Here is a 19,005-nt window from a genome sequence, read left to right on the forward strand (position 1 = left end):
GCGGCGGCGGCAACGGCGGGCTGAACGTCTCGGGCGGGGTCGCCATCAACAAGGACGGCAAGATCCCCAGCATCACCTTCGGCATCGGCGGCTTCGGCGGCGCGGGCAATGTCTCGGGCGGTGTCACGGTCGATCATGCCGGCGTCATCGACGTCGCGGGGAACTGGAAGCACGGCATCTTCGCGCAATCGGTCGCCGGCGGCGGCGGCAACGGCGCGCTCAACGTCTCGGGCCAGCTCAACTGGAACGGCTCGAAGACCTCGGACGGCGCGACCGATCTCAGCATCGTCGCGGGGCTCGGCGGCCATGGCGGCCTCGGCGCGGATGCGGGCGATGTCGCGGTGACCTCGGACGGCGACATCACCGCGACCGGCTATCACGCCCGGGGCCTCTTCGCGCAGTCGCTGGGCGGCGGCGGCGGCACCGGCGGCGTCAATGTCACCGCGATCGGGACCAAGAACTCCTCGCCGGTCGGCATCGGCGTCGGCGGCTTCGGCGCGGGCGGCGGGGACGCGGGCAGCGTCACCGTCACGCGCGGCTCCGCCGCCGCGGTGGCCGGGCTCATCACCACGGACGGCGTCGGCGCGAACGGCATCGAGGCGTCGAGCATCGGCGGCGGCGGCGGCGACGCGGGCGTGAACGCGGTGCTCGGGTTCAGCAAGGCGGCGGGTTCGAAGAGCGACAGCGGCAGCTCCAGCGACCGCAAGACGCCCACCCATACCGGCGTCGACGCTTCGGTCATCGCGAACTACAACAGCGTGCTCGACGAACTCGAAGGCAAGACCAACCCGACGCCGGCGGGCGGGGAGAAGACCTCGGTGTCCGGTCTCTTCGCCATCGGCGGCTCCGCCGGGAACGCCGGCAATGCGGGCACGGTCGATATCGCGCATTTCGGCGACGTGCTCACCCTTGACGACAGCAGCCACGGCGTCTTCGGCCAATCCCTCGGCGGCGGCGGCGGCAATGCCGCGCTCAATTTCGGCATGATCTACCAATCCGGCAATTCCGAGCAGACCAAGGGCTTCGGCCTGGCGGTCGGGGGCGGCACCGGCGACGGCGGGACGGGCGCGGCGGTCACGCTCGACAATGTCGGCGCGGTCGTCACCACGGGCGCCGATTCCCACGGCATCTTCGCCCAGTCGGTCGGCGGCGGCGGCGGCAATGCCGGCTATTCGAGCCTGACGAACGCGGGCGAGGGCGGCTCGGTAGCGATCCAGATCGGCCGCACCGGCGGCACCGGCGGCGCCGCCGGATCGGTCCATGCCAGCTCGGAGGGAACGGTGCTGACGCAGGGCGACCGCTCGCACGGGCTCTTCGCCCAGTCGGTCGGCAACGGCGGCGGCAATTCCACCGCGACCTCGGTGACGCTCGGCACCCCGAAGACCTCGGACGACAAGGGAAGCAGCTTCAAGCTGAGCGTCGGGCTCGAGGGCGGGCAGGGCGGTGCGGCCGGCGACGTGGACGTGGCGGCCACGGGCGCGCTGACCACGCTCGGCACCGATGCCCACGGGGTCTTTGCCCAGTCGGTCGGCGGCGGCGGCGGCACCGGCGGCGGCGCTAGCGGCTCGGCCGGGGCGGGCAAGTCGCTCTCGATCTCGATCGGCGGGACCGGCGGCACTGGCGGCACCGGCGGCAAGGTCTCCGTCGCCAGCACCGCCGGGATCCTGACCGGCGCGGACCGCTCGATCGGCATCCTGGCGCAATCGGTCGGCGGCGCCGGCGGCACCGGCGGCTATGCCAAGTCCGGCGTCACGGCGATGTCCTTTCTCAAGAACACGGTCAAGGGCTCGGACATCGGCACCACGGCCTCGCTCAGCATCGGCGGGTCGGGCGGCGCCGGGATGGCCTCGGACCAGGTCGACGTGGTCAACCAGGGCACGATCGGCACCTATGGCGGCAGCGCGCACGGCATCTTCGCGCAATCCGTGGGCGGCGGCGGCGGCAAGGGCGGGCTGGTCCAGAACAACATCGTCAACCTCCGCGGCAGCATCGGCAACCAGGCGAGCATCTCTGTGGGCGGCACCGGCGGCACCGGCGCGGTTTCCGGCGACGTCTCGGTCGCCAACCAGGGCGAGATCCGAACCCGGAGCACGAAATCGGCCGGGATCTACGCCCAGGCCGTCGGCGGCGGCGGCGGCGATGCCCAGAACGTGACCAACATCTTCCTGGGCACCTCGGCCGACAATACCTCGAACAACGCCATGCTTCTCGGCGGCACCGGGGGCACGGGCGGCGCGGCCGGCGACGTGAGCGTCGTCAACGACAGCGGCGCCCTGATCGCGACCCTCGGCAGCGAGAGCCACGGCGTGCTCGCGCAATCGGTCGGCGGCGGTGGCGGCCAGGGCGGCAATGTCATCTCGGTGTCGCTCAGCAAGCCCGGCGCCGGGGCGAAGCAGGCGCGCGGGGCGCAGCTCGCCATCGGCGGCACCGGCGGCCAGGGCGGCACCGGCGGGACGGTGGCGGTCACCAACCGGGGGCAGATCGCGACGACCGGCGGGGCGGCGCATGGCATCGTCGCGCAATCGGTCGGCGGCGGCGGCGGCATCGGGGGCACCTCGGTGATCGGCACGCTCAGCATCAAGTCCGGCACCGAAGGCGACCCCTCGCTCGGCTTCGCCCTCGGGGGCGCGGGCGGCAGCGGCAACACCGGCGGCGCGGTCACGGTCCGGAACGCCGGCGCCATCGCCGTGAGCGGCGCCAAGGCCTACGGCGTGCTGGCGCAATCGGTCGGCGGCGGCGGCGGCGACGGCGGCCTGGCGATGTCGCTCTCCGGCAACGATCTGGCCAACCGGGCCGCGGGCAAGTCCTATTCGAAGATCGCCGTCGGCGGCGCCGGTGGCGACGGGGCCGATGGCGGCGACGTCGTGGTCAGGCACAGCGGCACGATCGCCGTCGGCGGCGACGACGCCTATGGCATCTTCGCGCAATCGGTCGGCGGCGGCGGCGGCTCGGCCGGATTCTCGGTCTCGGCGCCCGCGGCCATGGCGCTCGACTATCTCTTCTCCACGGTCCTCGGCGCGCGGGAAGGCGCCAAGGGCACCGCCGGGACGGTCACCGTCGACAGCAGCGGCGACATCGCGATGAGCGGGACCAACGCCCAGGCGATCCTGACCCAGACGGTCAATGGCGGCGGCGGCAATGTGGATACCTTCGTCGATTTCGGCACCTTCACCAGCGGCACCGCGGAGACCGGCACGGCGCCGGCGCTCGCGGGCTCGATCAGCCTCGGCGGCGACGATTCCGACCAGACCGCCGGCAGTGCCGTCGAGGCCGCCCATTCGGGCAATCTCTCGACCCGGGGCGACCGCTCCGTCGCCTCGCTGACCCAGAGCATCGGCGGCGGCGGCGGCAATGGCGGCGCGGCCTTCGTGCTCGACCCGAGCTCGGCGATCGCGCTCGACCTCAATCTCGGCGCCAAGGACACCGACGATGCCGGCGGCGGCGACGTCACCCTTGCCCGGAGGGGCAGCGTGGCCACGATCGGCAGCCAGTCGCAGGCGGTCTCGGTCCAGTCGATCGGCGGCGGCGGCGGCCGTCTCGCGACCGCGGTGAGCAGGGGCGCCGCTTCGGCGCAGGCGAAGGCCACGGCCGCCTTGGCGCTCGGCGCCGATCCGAGCTTCAACAATCCCGGCGGCGACCTCGACCTCGACCTCAGCGGCGAGACGGTCACGCTCGGGGATCATTCCCCCGGGCTGGTGCTGCAGAGCATCGGAGCCGGCGGGGGGCAGACCTATCTGACCGGGCTCACGCGCGCCGAGGTCGAGATCGGCGCCTCCGACGGCTCCAGCGGCGACGGCGGCGACATCACGCTGGCCAATGCCGGCGCCGTGCTCGCGGCAGGCAGCGGATCGGACGGCATCGTGCTGCAGTCGATCGGCGGCGGCGGCGGCTATGTCCGGACCGACCTCGATGCCGCGGCGCTCACGGTGACGAGGAGCGCCGACAATGCCGGCGACGGCGGCGACATCAGCCTCGTCCAGTCGGGAACCGTTCATGCCGCCGGCGCGGGCGCCATCGGCATCCTCGCCCAGAGCCTCGGCGGCGGCGGCGGCCTCGTGGACCAGGTCTTCCGCGGATCCGCGGGCGGCGACGGCAGCGGCGGCGCCATCGCGCTCACGGCCGACGGCAATGTCGTCGCCGATGCCGCCGGGGGCGTCGCGATCCTCGCCCAGTCCGAGGGCAGGAACGGCGGCGGCCGCGTCGCCCTCGACCTCGATGGCGTCATCAAGGGCGGATCGGGAGCCGGGGCCGCGGCGATCGCCATCACCGGCGGCTCGGACAACCGCGTCGATCTCGGCAGGAACGGCTTCGTCTTCGCGCTGAACAACGTCGCGATCACCGGCAACGGCGGCAACGACCGCATCGTCTCGAAGTCGGGTGTGGTCGGCAACATCGATCTCGGCGAAGGCAGGAACCGCTTCACCAATTCCGCGTCCGGGACGCTGGTGACCCACGAGACACTGGATCTCGGGCGCGACGGCCTGCTCACCAACGCCGGGCTGCTGGTGCCGGGCGGCGACGTGGTGCAGTCCGGGCTCGGCGCCTCGGCCAGCCGGTCGGACTTCACCACCACCCGGAACCTGCCGCAGACCACGACGCTGGTCGGCTCGCTCCTGATGACCCCGACCAGCCGGTTCCAGATCGATGTCAGCTACCGGGCCAGCGGCGCGGCGGGCGACGGCAGCGACCTGATCCGGACCACGGGCTCGGTGACCTTCGACGGGCTGGTGGAGCCGACGCTCCTGAGCCTCGAGCGGCTCTTTCCGCTGACGATCATCGAATCCGGCGGCACCGCCGTGGACAGGGGCGCCACGGTTCTCGACACCGCGACGATCGATTATTCGATCGCCATCGGATCGATCGAGCTGGCCGCCAGCCCCGACTTCTCCCTGCCGGGGATGACCGGGAACCAGGGGGCGGTCGGCGACCACATCAACGCGATCCTGACCGGCGACGGCTCGGCCGCGCTGGGGCCGCTCTTCGCCCTGATCGGGAACATGACGGATGCCGGCGAGGTGGCCGACACCCTCGATCGACTGGCGACCGAGGGCTATGCCGCCAACCGCGTCGCGACCCTCTTCTCCGGACTGGGCTTTGCCGCCGGGATCGGCGATTGCGAGCGCCGCAAGTCCCGCGAATTCGACCTCGCGCGCGGCGAATGCTGGTGGCTGGAGACCCAGGGCGAGCGGTTCGAGCAGGATCCCTATGACGGCTACCGGAGCCTCGGGATCCGCAGCAACAGCTTGATCGGGGGCGTGGAGCGCGCCGTCGACGACATCTGGACCGCGGGTTTCGCGCTCGGCTACGAGAACCTCGACGTGACGAGCGGCGACAGCTTTTCGAGCGACGCCGACCGCGGCCACCTCGGGGTCTCGGTCTTCCGGCGGACCGGGTCGCTCGTGCTCGGCGCCGCGCTGACCGGCAGCTTCGGCCAGTTCGAGAGCACGCGCTACGTGGGCGTGTCGGGCATTCTGCCGGACGGGAGCGCGGTCTCGCTCGATTCGACGGAATCGAGCCAGACGATCACTCAGGCCAATCTCGGGCTGCGGGCAGCCTATACCCTGGAGAACCCGGGGAGCCGGGTCTATGCCCGGCCGTCGATCGAGCTCGACGCAAGCTACATCTATGCCAGCCAGTCGGACGAATCCGGGGAAGCCGCCTTCGGCATGGAGGTGGGCAGCACCAGCGAATGGGTCCTGAGCATGTCGCCCAGCGTGGAGGTCGGCGGGACCTATCGGAGCGATGCCGGCGCGCTCATCCACCCGTTCCTGCGCGGCGGATTCACGCTCTTCGACACGGACCGCCTCGAGATCGACTCGGCCTTCATCGGGGCACCGGATTCGGCGGGGCGCTTCCAGAATGCCGCCGGCTTCGACCGGCTATTGGGCCGCGTGAACGCCGGCCTGGACATCGGCGCGGAGAATTCGAGCTCGCGGGTGGAGCTGGGATATCATGGGGTCTTCAGCGAACACTCGACCTTGCACGGTCTCGGAGTGAACTGGACGATGCGCTTCTGAGAAACCTCTGCGGAACCGCGCCGATGCGGACCGGCCCGAAGGATGATCCCGATATTGGCGGTCGCCCCCGAGAGCGGAGAGAGCGAGTGGGCTGGATCGACCGGATGGGAGCTCTCAAGGGAGGATGGCCGACGCCGAGACGCCATCACGGGAGCAGGGCGGCGCGCCTGGTCGATCCTCCGGTCGCTCATTGCGTCGTGGTGTCGAGCCAGATGGTCACCGGACCGTCGTTGACGAGGGATACGGCCATGTCGGCGCCGAAGGAGCCGGTGGCCACCGCGACGCCGTGGCTCCGGATCTGTGTGGCGAAGTGCTCGTAGAGGGGCTCTCCCGCCTCGGGCGAGGCGGCCGTCGAGAAGCCCGGGCGGTTGCCTTTCGTCTCGGCCGCCAAGGTGAACTGGCTGACGACGAGCGCGGCCCCTGCCACGTCGAGCAGCGAGCGGTTCATGCGGCCGGCTTGGTCGCGGAAGATGCGCAGGTTGACCGTCTTCCGGGCAAGCCACGCGCTCTGATCCTCGCCGTCCCCGCGCATCGCGCAGACGAAGACGACGAGGCCCTTCCCGATCTCGCCCACGGCCTGCCCGTCGATGGAGACGGTCGCGCCGGATGTCCGCTGGATCAGCGCTCGCATGCTCCGCTCCTCCCGCCCCCGGTGCCCGGTCGACGGCGACGGTGCCAGTGTCGCCCGAGCTTCGCAAGGGAGTGCTTCCGCCTGGCCCGGTCAATCGCCGATGCACGTCGCCCCGGACCGGGAGGATGACGAGGCGAAGGAATGTCGCCTCGGCGTGCAGCAATGGCGCGCAGGCGTTCGGTCCGGTCCCTGGAGCACGACCCCGCCGGAGCGGGTCGTCGGGACCGGATCTGGGGTCAGTTTCCCGGAACGACTACCCGGTAGAAGGGCGCCGTTGCCGCGGCGGCCTCCGGGACGGGCTCGACCCTCGGAGCATCGACGGGAGAAAGCGAGCGCAGATAGGCGACGAGGGCGGCAGTAACATCCGCGCTCAGCGCCGCATACGACGGCCAGGGCATGGCTGGTGCAAGGCTTCGGCCGTCGGGACGCAGACCGCCCGTGATCGCGGCGGCAATCTCCGGTTCGGTCCAGCCGCCAAGGCCGCTTGCGCTCGGTGTGAGATTGGGGGCCTAGAAGACGCCCACGCCCCAGATCTCGAACCCCACGCTCCCGCCGGACAGCCCGGCTTCGACGAGAGGGGCCCCATCGGCGCCGCGCGGAATGTGGCGGCCCGCGCAGTCCATGACGGTGGCGAGATACGCGCCACGGGCGATCGGGTCCGAAGGGTCGGCCTTGGCCGCGCCAATGCCCAAGGCACCGGCGACAAGGGCGAGGATGGCGAAGGAAGGTCTCATCGATCTCGGTCCATGTGTCGGGGAAGGCGGCGCGCTGCGAATCGTCGGCGCCTCTGGCGTCGTTCGGCGGCGAGGGCGGCCGAAAAGTTCGGCGTCGCGAAGGTCCCGTTCGGATCGAAGCGTGCGCGAAGCACTTCGAGCCGAAGCCCTGCCTCGGGTCCGTGGGTCGGCAACCTGCGCCCCGGCCGGTCGAGATCGGCAAGGCCGACATAGGCGGACGAACAGAACGGCGTGATCGCCTCGATCGTGGCACGGAGCCAGGCCGCGCTCGCGTCGTCGTCATCCGGCTCCGTCCAGATGCGGTAGACGACCCCGAAGATCCGTCCGTCGCAGGACATCGCCGCATCGGTCGGGATGGGCGCGGCGTTGTGGCGCAGCGAGATCACCGCGAAGGTCTCGGCCGACGGTGCTGAGACCATGTCCGCCACCACCTGCGCCAGGATCGGCCCGAGTTGGCTCTCCGACCAAAAGGAATCGACGCGGTAGCGGCGGCCGGCCGGAACGTCCGCGTCCGTTGCACCGAAGAGCGCGGGAAACGGCATGACGAGCGGCCCCACGACCTCGAGCGCCTGCGGCGCATTCTCGGCGAGACGGTCGTGCACCACCCGGGCTTCCGCATCGGCGAAGGCGAAGACGGTCGCAATGGCCGCGATGACCGGGCCGGCCGGACCTGCCACAACCTTCGCGGTGAACTCCACATTGCGCGGCGCGGTCGCCATGGCGGCCTCCGCCCAGGCGGACAATTCCGCCACGGCTCCGGCCCCATAGTCGCAGACAACCGTCGTGATCGACTTGGCCGCCTGCTTCAGCGCGACGTGATAGGCGGTGACGATCCCGAAAAAGCCGGGCCCCGCACTGCGCACCGCCCAGAAGATCTCGCGTTCTCGGCCTCCGACGCGGTCGCAAGACGCCCATCCGCCAGAACCACCTCGACCGCCGTCACGAGAAAGCAGGCGAAGCCCCAGTCACAGGCATTCCGGCCGATGCCGCCGCCGAGGAGGTAGCCGCTCATGGCCACGCTGCCACAATGGCCCAGCGGGAAGGCAAGGCCATGGCGATCGAGGGCGGCGACCATCAGCGCGTTGGTCACGGCCGGTTCGACGCGCGCGCTGCGCGCTTCATTTCACCGGCATCGCGGCGCAGGCCGATATGGTGATCGATCTCGGCGCGCTCGATGGGCTGCGGCTGGATGTCGACCCTCGACAACCAGAAAGCCGAAGCCGCTGTCGCCGTGCGCTGCATCGACCGCTTTACCGCCCTCGCCATGCCCCACAGCATCAGGATCGCCAGACACCGCGGGGAAAGGGGGCAATGCAACCTCAGCAGACTCCTTGCAACAACGCCCATGTCCCGCCGCGGGACGCCGCCCCCGGCCGGCGCGCCGGGAGCACGAGATTGGTCGTTGCGGCGAGTCGGTCGGATGGAGATCGTATCAGTCGGAAATGGCGACCGGTCCGAGTTCGTCCCAGCGGTCGCCCGGCCCCGGATTGTCGGCATGGGTCCGGCCGCCGAAATGGGTCATCACCCCCCAGACCACGTTCAGCGCCGTATGCACCGCGCCCTCCACCCAGGCCGGTGTCCAGCTCACGTCGTCGCCGCAGAGGAACAGCCCGCGCTGCTCGGGCGGCAGGTCGCCCTGCATGAAATGCCCGTACATGCGGTGGTTGTAGCGGTAATGCCCCGGCAGCGCCCCCTTGAACGCGCCCAGGAAGTTCGGGTCGCTCTCCCAGCTCACGGTGATCGGGTCGCCGACGATATGGCTGCGGATGTCAAGCGTCGGATAGATCTTCTCGAGCGCCCCCAGCGCCAGCTCGACGCGCCGCTCCACCGGCAGGGGCAGCATCTTCAGCGCGTCCGACATCCACGAATAGGTCAGGCAGATCACCCCCGGCTTGTCCTCCCCCAGATCGAAGAGATACGTCCCCCGCGTCAGCCGGTCGGTCAGCGTCATCGACATCACCCGCCGCCCGGTCTCCGGGTCGCGGTCGCGCCAGAACGGCCGATCGACCATGACGAAGGTCTTGGAGCTCTGCATGTAGCGCGTCCGGTCGAGCGCCATCCACATCTCTTGGCTGAACAGCCGCTCCTCGGTGTCGATCGCCGTCGACAAGAGCCAGCTCTGACAGGTCACGATGACCGCGTCGAAGCTCTCGCTGCGCCCCCATTGGTCGGTGATCGACAGCCGCCCGGCATCGTCCCGGGAGAGGCGGCGCACGCCCGGCCGCGGTGCCCCGGCGTGCAGGCCGATCAGGGTCGTGCCCTTCGGCCAGTAGACCATGTTCTCCGGCTCCCGCCGCCAGAGCATCTGCGGCACCTGCTCGACGCCGCCGAGGATGAAGCGCTGGTTTTCGTCCTGCTCGGTCACGTTGACGCGCAGGATCTCCAGCATCGAGTTCGGGAAGTCGGAATCCCAGCCGCCGGTTCCGAAACCCACCTGCCCGAAGACTTCGCGATGCCGGAACGACAGTTCCTGGAAGGCGGCCGAAGAGGCGACGAAGTCGTAGAAGGTGCGCTCGTCCCAGGCCCTGACGAGCGGGTTCCAGATCTCCTTGACCCGGCCGGCATCGCGATCGCGGATCGCCTGCTTGAGGTCCGTGAACTTCGCCCCGTCCTCGAGCGCCCTGTCATAGGCCGTCGCCACCTCGCGGAAGAGCGGCGGCAGATCCTGGAGCGTCTCCGCGTAATGGGTCTCGCCGGCGAGGTCGATGACCGTCGAGCCCGCCGCCGGCGTCAGCGGGTTCGGGAACGGCCGGCTCTCCAGCCCGAGCTTGTCGACGTAATGGTAGAAGCCGGTCGAGGACACCGGGAAGCGCATGCCGCCGAGCTCGGCGATCACCCCGTCGGCACCCTCGAAGGGCTGCGACCGGAGCCGCCCGCCGACCTGCCCGCTCTCGTAGAGCACCGGGTGCAGGCCCATGCGCATCAGCTCGTAGCCGCAGAGGATGCCGGAGATGCCCGCGCCGATGATCGCGACCTTCGTGCCGTGCCGCTCCGCAGGTATCGAGCCCAGGCCCGCCGGATGCGAGATCCATTCGTCGAACCCGAATGGAAAATCGGGCCCGAACATCGTGACCGGCTTTTGTTCGTTCATCTCTTCTCTCCCCCTGTAGTCAGCGATCCGTAGAGATCCGGGCGACGGTCCGCCAGATGGGTGGCGAGCCGTCGCGTCTTCGCCAGGGCCTCCCGGTCGAGGTCGGCGAAGACCATCTCCTCGCCCTGTCCGGCGCGGGCCACATCGTTCCCGTCCGGTCCGCAGACGCAGGAAAGCCCGAAATACTCGAACTCGCCCTCGCGCCCGGAGTAATTGGCATAGGCCAGGAAGACCGTGTTCTCCTCGGCCCGGGCCGGCACCAGCCGGGTCGCAACGGTCTCGTAGGGCGCCATGTTGGCGGTCGGGGCGAGGATCGCCTCCGCCCCGGCCAGTGCCAGTGCGCGGGCCACCTCTGGAAACTCGATATCGTAGCAGATCGCCAGGCCGAGCTTCCAGCCGCCGAGCTCCACGGGCGCGACGATCTCGGGGCCGGCGGTGAACTGCTTCCTGTCGACCGCACCGTAGAGATGCGTCTTGGCATAGCTCGCCCGGAGCGTACCGTTGCGGTCCATCAGATTCACGGTGTTCAGGACCCGACCCCCGGAAAGGCGTGGAAAGCCCGCCAGGACCGCAAGACCGTGCCTGCGGGCGATGGCGCCCACGGCGGCGGTCACCGGCCCGTTCTCGGGATCGGCGGCGGCGCGAACGGCCTCGGCGCCGATATTATAGCCGGTCAGCGCCATCTCCGGCACCATCAGCAGGTCGGCACCACCTGCCGCGGCGCGTCCGGCAGCCGCATTCAGACGCGCGAGACCCGCGGGACTCCCACCGGCCACGGGCCGCCACTGGTCAACGGCTATGCGCATCGACACCTCCTCATGCTGCCGGCCTCGGCGTTCGGGCACCGGTGTATGATGGCTGGAGAGCATCCGGCCGCCTGAACCCGCCGGTCGGCGACAGACGCCGAACCACCTCGGGGCGGATACCGCAGGAGGCGAGGATCACGCGATGCGCCTCGGATTCGGCGACGAATGCCGCGACCGTCTATCGGACTTCGCGGCCGGTCGACGCCGCGATCGCATCGATGGCGCTGCGCCGGTCGGATCGCGGCGCCCGGAACACGTCCTGCAATACGCTGCCATCGGCCCGGATGCCATGGGTCGCACTGGAGGGAACACCTTGCGGCACGGACGCATTGCTTCTCGCCATCGATTGGTCGTCTCTCGCCCCGGTCGACGTCCCGTGCCGCAGAGGCCGCCGCCAAGGTTAGCATCGCCTGAAAGCTCCGGCAAATGCGTTTCCCGCTCTGCGGCCGAGGGTCCTCCCTATTCCGCCGCCTGCCGCATGGCGGCCGGAATCGGCGCCGACTCCGCCCGCGCCGGCTTCTCGAGCGGCCCCAGTTCGTTCAGGTAGCCATGATCGAACCGCTCACGGTCGTAGACGGTGAAGTCCACCTTGCAGTCCCGGAAGCTCTTCAGCGGCTGCCCGAGCCCGAGCAAGCCCCGCTCGCGCTGGCGCCTGACCAGCCCGAGGTCGATCTCGATGGGCATGAGGGCCTCGTGCGTGCCGGCCTGATGCAGCACCCGGCCGCTCGGGTCGACGATCACGGACTGGCCGTTGCCGCCCACCCCGAGCCCGTTGATGTGGAACACGTAGCTCTGGAACATCGCGCCCGTGGCCTGGGCGATCGAGAGATCGGCGTAGCGGTCCATGAAATGGGCCAGCACCGGGTTGAGGATCACCTCCGCGCCCTTCGCGGTCAGGGTGCGCGCGATCTCCGGGAACCAGATGTCGTAGCAGATGGCGAGGCCGAAGCGCCCGACACCGGGCACGTCGAAGACGCAGAACTCCTCGCCCGGGGTCGTGCCGACCTCATAGGGCGCGAAGGGGAACATCTTGCTGTAGCGTGCGACCTCCTCGCCGTCCGGGCCGAAGACCGGGGTGGTGTTGTAGATCCGGCCGTCCCGCTTCTCGAACACCGAGCCGGCTACCAGCCAGATCTTGTGCCGGCGGGCCATCTCCTGAAAGTCGGTCTCCATCTCGCCCCCGGCGGGCTGTGCCGAATGCAGCGCCGGCCCATGGGCGGCCAGCTCGCTCAACACCACCATCTGGGTCCAGGGATAGAGATGCATCAGCACGTCCAGCCGCGCGCGGATGTGTTCGATGTTGTTGTTCATGCCGAGGTACATCTGGATCCCGGCGATAGCGAAGTGGGTCATGGCTTCCTCTCAATGCGCCGGGCCGACCCGGCACCGATCTGCATAGCTATGTACGTCCCGGACTCCGGCCGGCAACGTCTCCCCTCGGGCTTTCCCTTCGACGAGCCGGGCCGCGTCGCGCCCGGGCCTGCCTCCCGACACTGACCTGGCCTCGTGCAACCTCGGGCCCAGGTCGCGGTTGCGAGCGCGCGACCACCCGGCGCCGCCATGCGGCCCGGCGCGCAGGCAGTCGCGCGAAACCCTGGCGTCATCCCTGCGGCCGACCCGATGGGAATTGTCGCAAGCCATTCCGAACTCCGCCGCGCGTGTCGATCATCATGGTCCATAATGCACACGATCTGATGTCAGGGGATCGTTTGTCAATGCGTCACGAAGCACAGCGGCGGACCCGATGCGAATCGGCCACGAAACCACCATCTCACGCATCGCTTCCAGGGATCTTCGGCCCCGTGGCGCCTTGTTGCACGCTGTCGGCACGGCTCGAGGGCCTGGGTTCACACTCTGGTTTCCAGGGGCACCATGGCCCATGATGGCCGACCCGTGTCGCCGCGGCGGCTCGGCCGGCGCGGGACTTGGCGCTTGACGCGGCGAGACGCCCGGCGCGATGCTTGCGGCGGCGGGGCCGGGCATCGCATGCCGTGGCCACCCCCAACGACGGGAAGCAAGTGCAGTGGGAGGGATCATGGGCACAGACCGGCCGAAACTCAGGAACCTGAGCGAAATCTACCGCTATCTCAGGCGCAACGAAACGCCGATCTACGTCATCACCCCCACTCCATTCAGTCTGCTGGGCCTCGATCAGTGGGTCGGGGCGCTCGAGTACATCAACTACTTCGATATCTTCGAGGGGGCACATCCGCGCTGCTTCGTTCCGCGCACCAGCCAGGCGCCGGAGTTCAAGTCCATGGAGGATGTGGCGAACTATCTCGTCGATCACCCCGACTTCCGCGCCCAGGTGAAAGCCAAGCCGAGGGGCAAGGCGCTCTTCGTGATGTTCGACGACGAGACCGAGCAGCTCTGCGAGGAGGTCGGCATCGACATCGCCCTGCCATCATATGACCTGCGCAACCGGCTCGACTCGAAGATCGAGACCACGCGGCTCGGCAACGAGGCCGGCGTGGCCTCGGCCCCGAACACCATGGGCCGGGCGGAGAGCTATGCCGAACTGACCGAGCTTGCCGAGAGCGCCGGGCTCGGCTCGGACCTCGTCGTGCAGACGCCCTACGGGGATTCCGGGCGCACCACCTTCTTCGTGAAGTCGGAAGCCGACTGGGACCGCTACGCGCCGAAGATGCGCGGCGAAGAGCTCAAGGTGATGAAGCGCATCAACCACCTGCCGGGCACCATCGAGGGCTGCGCCACCCGGCACGGAACGCTGGTCGGGCCGGTGATGACCGACATCACCGGCTTCGAGGAGATCACCCCCTACAAGGGCGGCTGGTGCGGCAACGACATGGCGCCGGACATCCTGCCCGAAGGGGTTCCGGACAAGGTGCGAGAGATGGCGCGGAAGTTCGGCGACCGGCTCTACGGCGAGGGCTACAAGGGCGTCTTCTGCCTCGACTTCCTGCTCGATACCGACACGAACGAGGTCTACCTGGGCGAGCTCAACCCGCGAATCAGCGGCGCCTCGCCCCCGACGAACCTCATCACCACCACCTATGGCGGCTGTCCGCTCTTCCTGTTCCACCTGCTCGAATATCTCGATGTGGACTGGGAGCTCGACCTCGCGGCGATTCAGGAGCGCTGGACCCACTACGACAACTGGACCCAGCTCGTCCTGAAGCAGACCGAGGACAAGGTCGAGCTGATCACCAAGGCGCCGCAATCGGGCATCTGGAAGCTCGGCCCCGACGGGGTGCAGTTCCAGCGCCCGGCGCTCAACGTCACCAGCATCGGCGACGAGAGCGAGGCCTTCTACCTGCGGGTCTACGGCGTGGGCGAGTACTGCTACCATGGCGCCGATCTGGGCATCCTGATGACCCGCGGCCGGATGCAGACCGCGGACCGTGAGCTTCTCGAGCGCGCGAAGCTCTGGAACGCCGGGATCAAGGCGCAGTTCTCCAGCGTGCCGCCGGCGCCGCAGGTCCATATGGTGCCGCCGCCGGACTTCTCCTCCGGCAAGTGGTACTAGCCGCGCGCCATGCCTTGATGCGGTTCACGGCGCATCTGCTGCCGTGAACCGTTTGCCTGCGGCGGGGATCCCCTGCCGGATCCTCGCTATTTCAGGCCGGTACGGAAGGGCGTCTCGGCCTCGGGGGTCTCGAAGGGGTCGAGCTCGTTCTGCAGCCAGAAGTAGCGAAATCCATGGGAGCGCAGCCAGCGTTCCAGGCGGTCGAGGCTGCCCCATTCGCGCACGGCGCCGCGGGTGCTTTCCACCCGGGCCCATTGGCCATCCACCTGCAGCAGCACCGACCAGGTGAAGGGGCGGCGCGCCTGGTCGCCGAACCCGCCCCCGAGGTGCTGGCGTTCGGTCCGCACGATCACCGGATAGGCGGTGATGCGATAGCCCGCCACGAGCTCGGGGATTTCTGCCTGGGTAACCGCAAGGGTCGCGACGATCCTTGGTTGCATCTGGCCTCCCTGCTTCCACTTGACAGTTTGCGGATACGTCGAACCGAATCAACGGCCGTATCGCTCGACCGGCCGGAATATGCCCGGACTCCGGTCCCAGGCATCGCCCGGGACCGCGCTATCGCCCGGCGGCGGCGACGGTTTTCGGTGCGCGCACCCCGGTCCGAGCGGCGGGACCGAGGCGGGGGCATTTACGATTTCCTTTGCCGTTCAAGTGTGCAAGATGGCCTCAGGGACCGCATGCAATCAAATCGAACAAACATGCAAGCATATCTAACAATAGGGAGAACGCAGATGGCGATACGTCACTTGGCATTCGCGGCGGCCGCGGTCATTGCCTTCGGCACCGCAGCCACCGCGCAGGAAAAGCTTCGCCTCGGCACGGAGGGCGCCTATCCTCCGTTCAACTTCATCGACTCCTCCGGAACGGTCACCGGGTTCGACGTCGAGATCGGCCTGGCGCTCTGTGCGCAGATGGGCGTCGAATGCGAGGTCGTCGCCCAGGACTGGGACGGGATCATCCCCGGGCTGCTCGCCAAGAAATACGACCTAATCATCGCCTCGATGTTCATCACCGAGGAGCGGAAGAGCCAGGTCGCCTTCACCGACCCCTATTACACGGCCGCCATGGCCCATGTGGCGCCCAAGGAATCCGGCATCACGGAGTTCACCGACGAGGCGATGTCGGGCCTGGTGATCGGCGCCCAGTCGGGCACCACCCAGGCCAACTTCGTCGAGGTGGCCTATCCCAGCGCCGACATCCGGCTCTATCCGACCCAGGACGAGGTCAATCTCGACCTTGCCAGCGGTCGGCTCGACCTTCAGGTCGGCGACATGCTGCCGCTGCTCGACTGGCTCAACAACACCGACGACGGCACCTGCTGCGAGATCATCGGCGAGCCGATCACCGATGCGCAGTACGTGGGCGACGGGGTCGGGATCGCCGTTCGCCAGGAAGACAACGAACTGCGGGAGAAACTGAACGCCGCCCTCGAGGCGATCCGCGCGGATGGAACCTACAAGACCATCAACGACAAGTACTTCCCGATCGACGTCTTCACCATGAAGGCCTCGAGCTGACGATCGCGGGAGCCGGTGCGGCGGCCTGAGATCGCCGCGCCGCAACGGGCGGGGGAGATCGGCACTTGCTAGAAGTGTTCTCATTCGGCGAGGCCGGCTGGGGCGACCAGCTCCTGCAAGGCCTTCTCGTCACCATCCAGCTGGCGCTGACGGCGCTGCCGGTCGGGCTCGTGCTCGGCTTCGCGGCCGCCGGAGCCTCGCTGTCGCCTTACCGATGGCTGCGGGCGATCGGCACCGGCTATACCACCATCATGCGCGGGCTGCCGGAGCTGCTCACGCTCTTCGTGGTCTACAACGGCCTCGGGCTCCTGCTGAACTCCATCGTGAGCTCGTGGAACCCCGACGCGCGGGTCGAGCTCAGTTCCTTCGTGGCCGGCGTCATCGCCCTCGGCCTCGTCTTCGGTGCCTTCGCCGGTGAGGTGCTGCGCGGCGCCTTCCAGTCGCTCAACAAGGGGCAGATGGAGGCGGGCAAGGCGGTCGGCATGCGGCCGACCCAGGTCTTCTTCCGCATCATGCTGCCCCAGGTCTGGCGCTTCGCCCTGCCCGGGCTCGGCAATCTCTGGATCAACCTGCTCAAGGATACCGCGCTCGTCTCCGTCATCGCCCTCGATGACCTGATGCGCATGACCCAGGTGGCGGTGCGCTCCACCAAGCAGCCCTTCACCTTCTTCCTCGCCGCCTGCCTGATCTACTGGGCGCTCTGCGTGATCTCCGAGATCGTGCTGGCGCGGCTCGAGAAGCGGGCGAACCGCGGCGTAAGGAGGGCCTGAGATGGACGTCTTCGGTGTACTCGCCCAGTTCTGGCCGGACCTCCTTTCGGGCGTCGGCATCACCATCAAGCTCGCCGGCCTCGGCGCCATCATCGCCGGAGTCCTTGCGCCGCTGCTGGCGCTGGTGCGCGTGAACGGCGGGCCGGCGGCGCAGGTTCCGCTGCGCTTCTATATCTCGTTCATGCGCGGGACGCCGCTGCTCGCGCAGATGTTCCTGATCTACTACGGCTCCGGTCAGTTCCGGCCGTTCCTGCAGGACATCGGGCTCTGGAACTTCTTCCGCGAGCCGTTCAACTGCGCGCTGCTCGCCTTCGTGATGAATTCCACCGCCTATCAGACCGAAATCCTGCGCGGCGGTATCATGGGCGTGCCCCATGGCGAGATCGAGGCGGGCAAGGCGGTGGGCATGAGCTACATCATGAGCCTGCGGCGCATCGTCTTTCCGCACGCCTATCGCATCGCCTGGCCGGCGCTCGGCAACGAGATCATCCTCTTGGTCAAGGCGAGCGCGCTGGCGAGCGTGGTGACGGTATTCGATCTGATGGGCCAGACGCGGGCGATCTTCCAGAAGACCTTCGACTTCTCCGTCTATATCTGGGCCGCGGTACTCTATCTCTGTCTCACCGCCGCCTTCGTCTGGATCTGGCGCCGCTTGGAGCATCGCCTGAGCCCGCATATCCACGGAAAACGGCCTTCGCTTCTCGGAGCGATGACGAAAAGGGAGACCGCTTGATGGCCGAGGCAGTGGTTCTGAAGGCCGAGGACATCTGCAAGTCCTTCGGCTCGCTCGAGGTGCTCAAAGGCATCACGCTGGAGGCACGCAATCACGACGTGATCTCGATCCTCGGCTCGTCGGGGTCGGGCAAGTCGACCTTCCTGCGCTGCCTCAACATGCTCGATCCGCCGACCTCGGGCAAGGTCTCGGTGCACGGCGAGGAAATCGTCGTCAAGAACGGCCATCCGACCGACATGCGCCAGGTGGAGCGCGCGCGCCAGCGGCTCGGCATGGTCTTCCAGCAGTTCAATCTCTGGACCCATCGCACCGCGATCGAGAACGTCATGGAGGGGCCGATCCACGTGCTCAAGCAGCCGAAGGCGGAGGTCAAGGAGCGTGCCGAGGCGCTGCTGGTGCGCGTGGGCCTCGCCGAGCGGATGAACATGTATCCCTCGCAGCTCTCCGGCGGCCAGCAGCAGCGGGTGGCCATCGCCAGGGCGCTCTGCATGGAGCCCGACGCGATCCTCTTCGACGAGCCGACCTCGGCGCTCGACCCCGAGCTGGTCGGCGAGGTGCTACGGGTCATGCAGTCGCTCGCCGCCGAGGGCCGGACCATGATCGTGGTCACCCACGAGATGAGCTTCGCCCGGGACGTCTCCACCGAGGTCGTCTTCATGCACAAGGGCAAGATCGCCGAGCAGGGTCCGCCCAAGGAGATGTTTGGCTCCCCCAGGACCGAGGTCTTCCAGAAGTTCATCGCCGACGTCCGCTGATCCGGCGCCACGGCCGGATCGGTCAATCCTGGAAAGCCCATGCCTGCGCCGACCATAGCCATCGATCTCGAGGCGATCGCGGAGAACACCCGTGCGATCGTCAGCCGCTGCGCCGCCCGGGGTGTTGCGGTCTACGGCGTCACCAAGGCGACCGGCGGCCTGCCGATGGTGGGCCGCGCGATGCTGCGCGGCGGCGCCACGGGGCTCGGCGAATCGCGCATCGACAACGTGCGCAGGTTGCGCCGCGGCGGCCTGACATGCCCGATCATGATGCTGCGCATCCCGTCGATCACGGAGGCGCCGGATGTGGTGCGGCTCTGCGACGCCAGCCTGAACTCGGAGCGCGCGGTGCTCGAGGCGCTCGACACCGCCGCGGTGCAGCAGGCCCGGGTGCACGACGTGATCGTGATGCTGGAGATGGGCGACCGGCGCGAGGGCGTGTCGGCGGAGGAGCTGATGCC

16 protein-coding genes are annotated in these 19,005 nt (G+C 68.9%); 7 read left to right on the forward strand and 9 right to left on the reverse strand.

Translation table 11 applies throughout. The features are described 5' to 3' along the window. A partial coding sequence (locus V7050_RS07880) for an autotransporter outer membrane beta-barrel domain-containing protein (RefSeq protein WP_324410442.1) occupies nucleotides 1–6,017 on the forward strand: 6,017 nt, incomplete at its 5' end. Nucleotides 6,018–6,204: 187 nt separating this feature from the next. Here the strand turns inward: V7050_RS07880 and dtd are convergent. From dtd to V7050_RS07920, 8 genes are all read right to left on the reverse strand, one after another. Beyond that, complete coding sequence (dtd, locus tag V7050_RS07885) at nucleotides 6,205–6,648, reverse strand: D-aminoacyl-tRNA deacylase (protein ID WP_324365462.1); 444 nt, start codon at nucleotides 6,646–6,648, stop codon at nucleotides 6,205–6,207. A gap of 509 nt (nucleotides 6,649–7,157) precedes the next feature. Next, a complete protein-coding gene (locus tag V7050_RS07890) occupies nucleotides 7,158–7,382 on the reverse strand; it encodes a hypothetical protein (RefSeq protein ID WP_324365461.1) in 225 nt (74 codons plus the stop codon). Then, entirely contained in the window at nucleotides 7,379–8,245 is an 867-nt protein-coding gene (locus tag V7050_RS07895; RefSeq protein WP_324365460.1) for a hypothetical protein, read from the reverse strand. Before V7050_RS07895 ends, V7050_RS07890 begins: the two co-directional genes overlap by 4 nt. Further along, nucleotides 8,188–8,472: an FAD-binding protein gene (locus tag V7050_RS07900; protein ID WP_324365459.1), complete on the reverse strand. Its 285-nt coding sequence runs from the start codon at nucleotides 8,470–8,472 to the stop codon at nucleotides 8,188–8,190. The genes V7050_RS07895 and V7050_RS07900 overlap by 58 nt, the downstream gene beginning before the upstream one ends. Then, complete coding sequence (locus tag V7050_RS07905) at nucleotides 8,469–8,660, reverse strand: hypothetical protein (protein ID WP_324365458.1); 192 nt, start codon at nucleotides 8,658–8,660, stop codon at nucleotides 8,469–8,471. The genes V7050_RS07900 and V7050_RS07905 overlap by 4 nt, the downstream gene beginning before the upstream one ends. A 154-nt stretch (nucleotides 8,661–8,814) precedes the next feature. Continuing rightward, nucleotides 8,815–10,473, reverse strand: coding sequence for a flavin monoamine oxidase family protein (locus tag V7050_RS07910; RefSeq protein WP_324365457.1), 1,659 nt, complete (start codon nucleotides 10,471–10,473; stop codon nucleotides 8,815–8,817). After that, a complete protein-coding gene (locus V7050_RS07915) occupies nucleotides 10,470–11,279 on the reverse strand; it encodes a carbon-nitrogen hydrolase family protein (RefSeq protein ID WP_324365456.1) in 810 nt (269 codons plus the stop codon). The genes V7050_RS07910 and V7050_RS07915 overlap by 4 nt, the downstream gene beginning before the upstream one ends. Nucleotides 11,280–11,738: 459 nt before the next feature. Next, nucleotides 11,739–12,632, reverse strand: a complete 894-nt coding sequence (locus tag V7050_RS07920; protein WP_324365455.1) for a carbon-nitrogen hydrolase family protein — start codon at nucleotides 12,630–12,632, stop codon at nucleotides 11,739–11,741. A gap of 682 nt (nucleotides 12,633–13,314) precedes the next feature. On the opposite strand from V7050_RS07920, the gene V7050_RS07925 reads away from it, so the two are divergent. Beyond that, a complete protein-coding gene (locus tag V7050_RS07925; RefSeq protein ID WP_324365454.1) occupies nucleotides 13,315–14,766 on the forward strand; it encodes a biotin carboxylase in 1,452 nt (483 codons plus the stop codon). Nucleotides 14,767–14,852: 86 nt separating this feature from the next. On the opposite strand, the gene V7050_RS07930 is transcribed toward V7050_RS07925, so the two are convergent. Further along, nucleotides 14,853–15,206, reverse strand: a complete 354-nt coding sequence (locus V7050_RS07930; RefSeq protein WP_324365453.1) for a hypothetical protein — start codon at nucleotides 15,204–15,206, stop codon at nucleotides 14,853–14,855. A gap of 294 nt (nucleotides 15,207–15,500) precedes the next feature. Here V7050_RS07930 and V7050_RS07935 point away from each other — a divergent pair, with 294 nt between their 5' ends. The 5 genes from V7050_RS07935 to V7050_RS07955 form a co-directional block, all read left to right on the forward strand. Beyond that, complete coding sequence (locus tag V7050_RS07935; RefSeq protein ID WP_324365452.1) at nucleotides 15,501–16,286, forward strand: ABC transporter substrate-binding protein; 786 nt, start codon at nucleotides 15,501–15,503, stop codon at nucleotides 16,284–16,286. Between the two features lie 74 nt (nucleotides 16,287–16,360). Beyond that, nucleotides 16,361–17,056 (forward strand): ABC transporter permease, encoded by a 696-nt coding sequence (locus V7050_RS07940; protein ID WP_324365464.1) that lies wholly within the window; start codon nucleotides 16,361–16,363, stop codon nucleotides 17,054–17,056. A gap of 1 nt (nucleotide 17,057) precedes the next feature. Beyond that, on the forward strand, nucleotides 17,058–17,789 hold the full coding sequence (locus tag V7050_RS07945) for an ABC transporter permease (RefSeq protein WP_324365451.1): 732 nt from the start codon (nucleotides 17,058–17,060) through the stop codon (nucleotides 17,787–17,789). Next, complete coding sequence (locus V7050_RS07950; RefSeq protein WP_324365450.1) at nucleotides 17,789–18,544, forward strand: ABC transporter ATP-binding protein; 756 nt, start codon at nucleotides 17,789–17,791, stop codon at nucleotides 18,542–18,544. The genes V7050_RS07945 and V7050_RS07950 overlap by 1 nt, the downstream gene beginning before the upstream one ends. Before the next feature lie 39 nt (nucleotides 18,545–18,583). Then, on the forward strand, nucleotides 18,584–19,005 hold a 422-nt coding region (locus tag V7050_RS07955; RefSeq protein WP_324410444.1), incomplete at its 3' end, for an alanine racemase.

Source organism: Amaricoccus sp. (assembly GCF_036846665.1).
Classification (GTDB): domain Bacteria; phylum Pseudomonadota; class Alphaproteobacteria; order Rhodobacterales; family Rhodobacteraceae; genus Amaricoccus.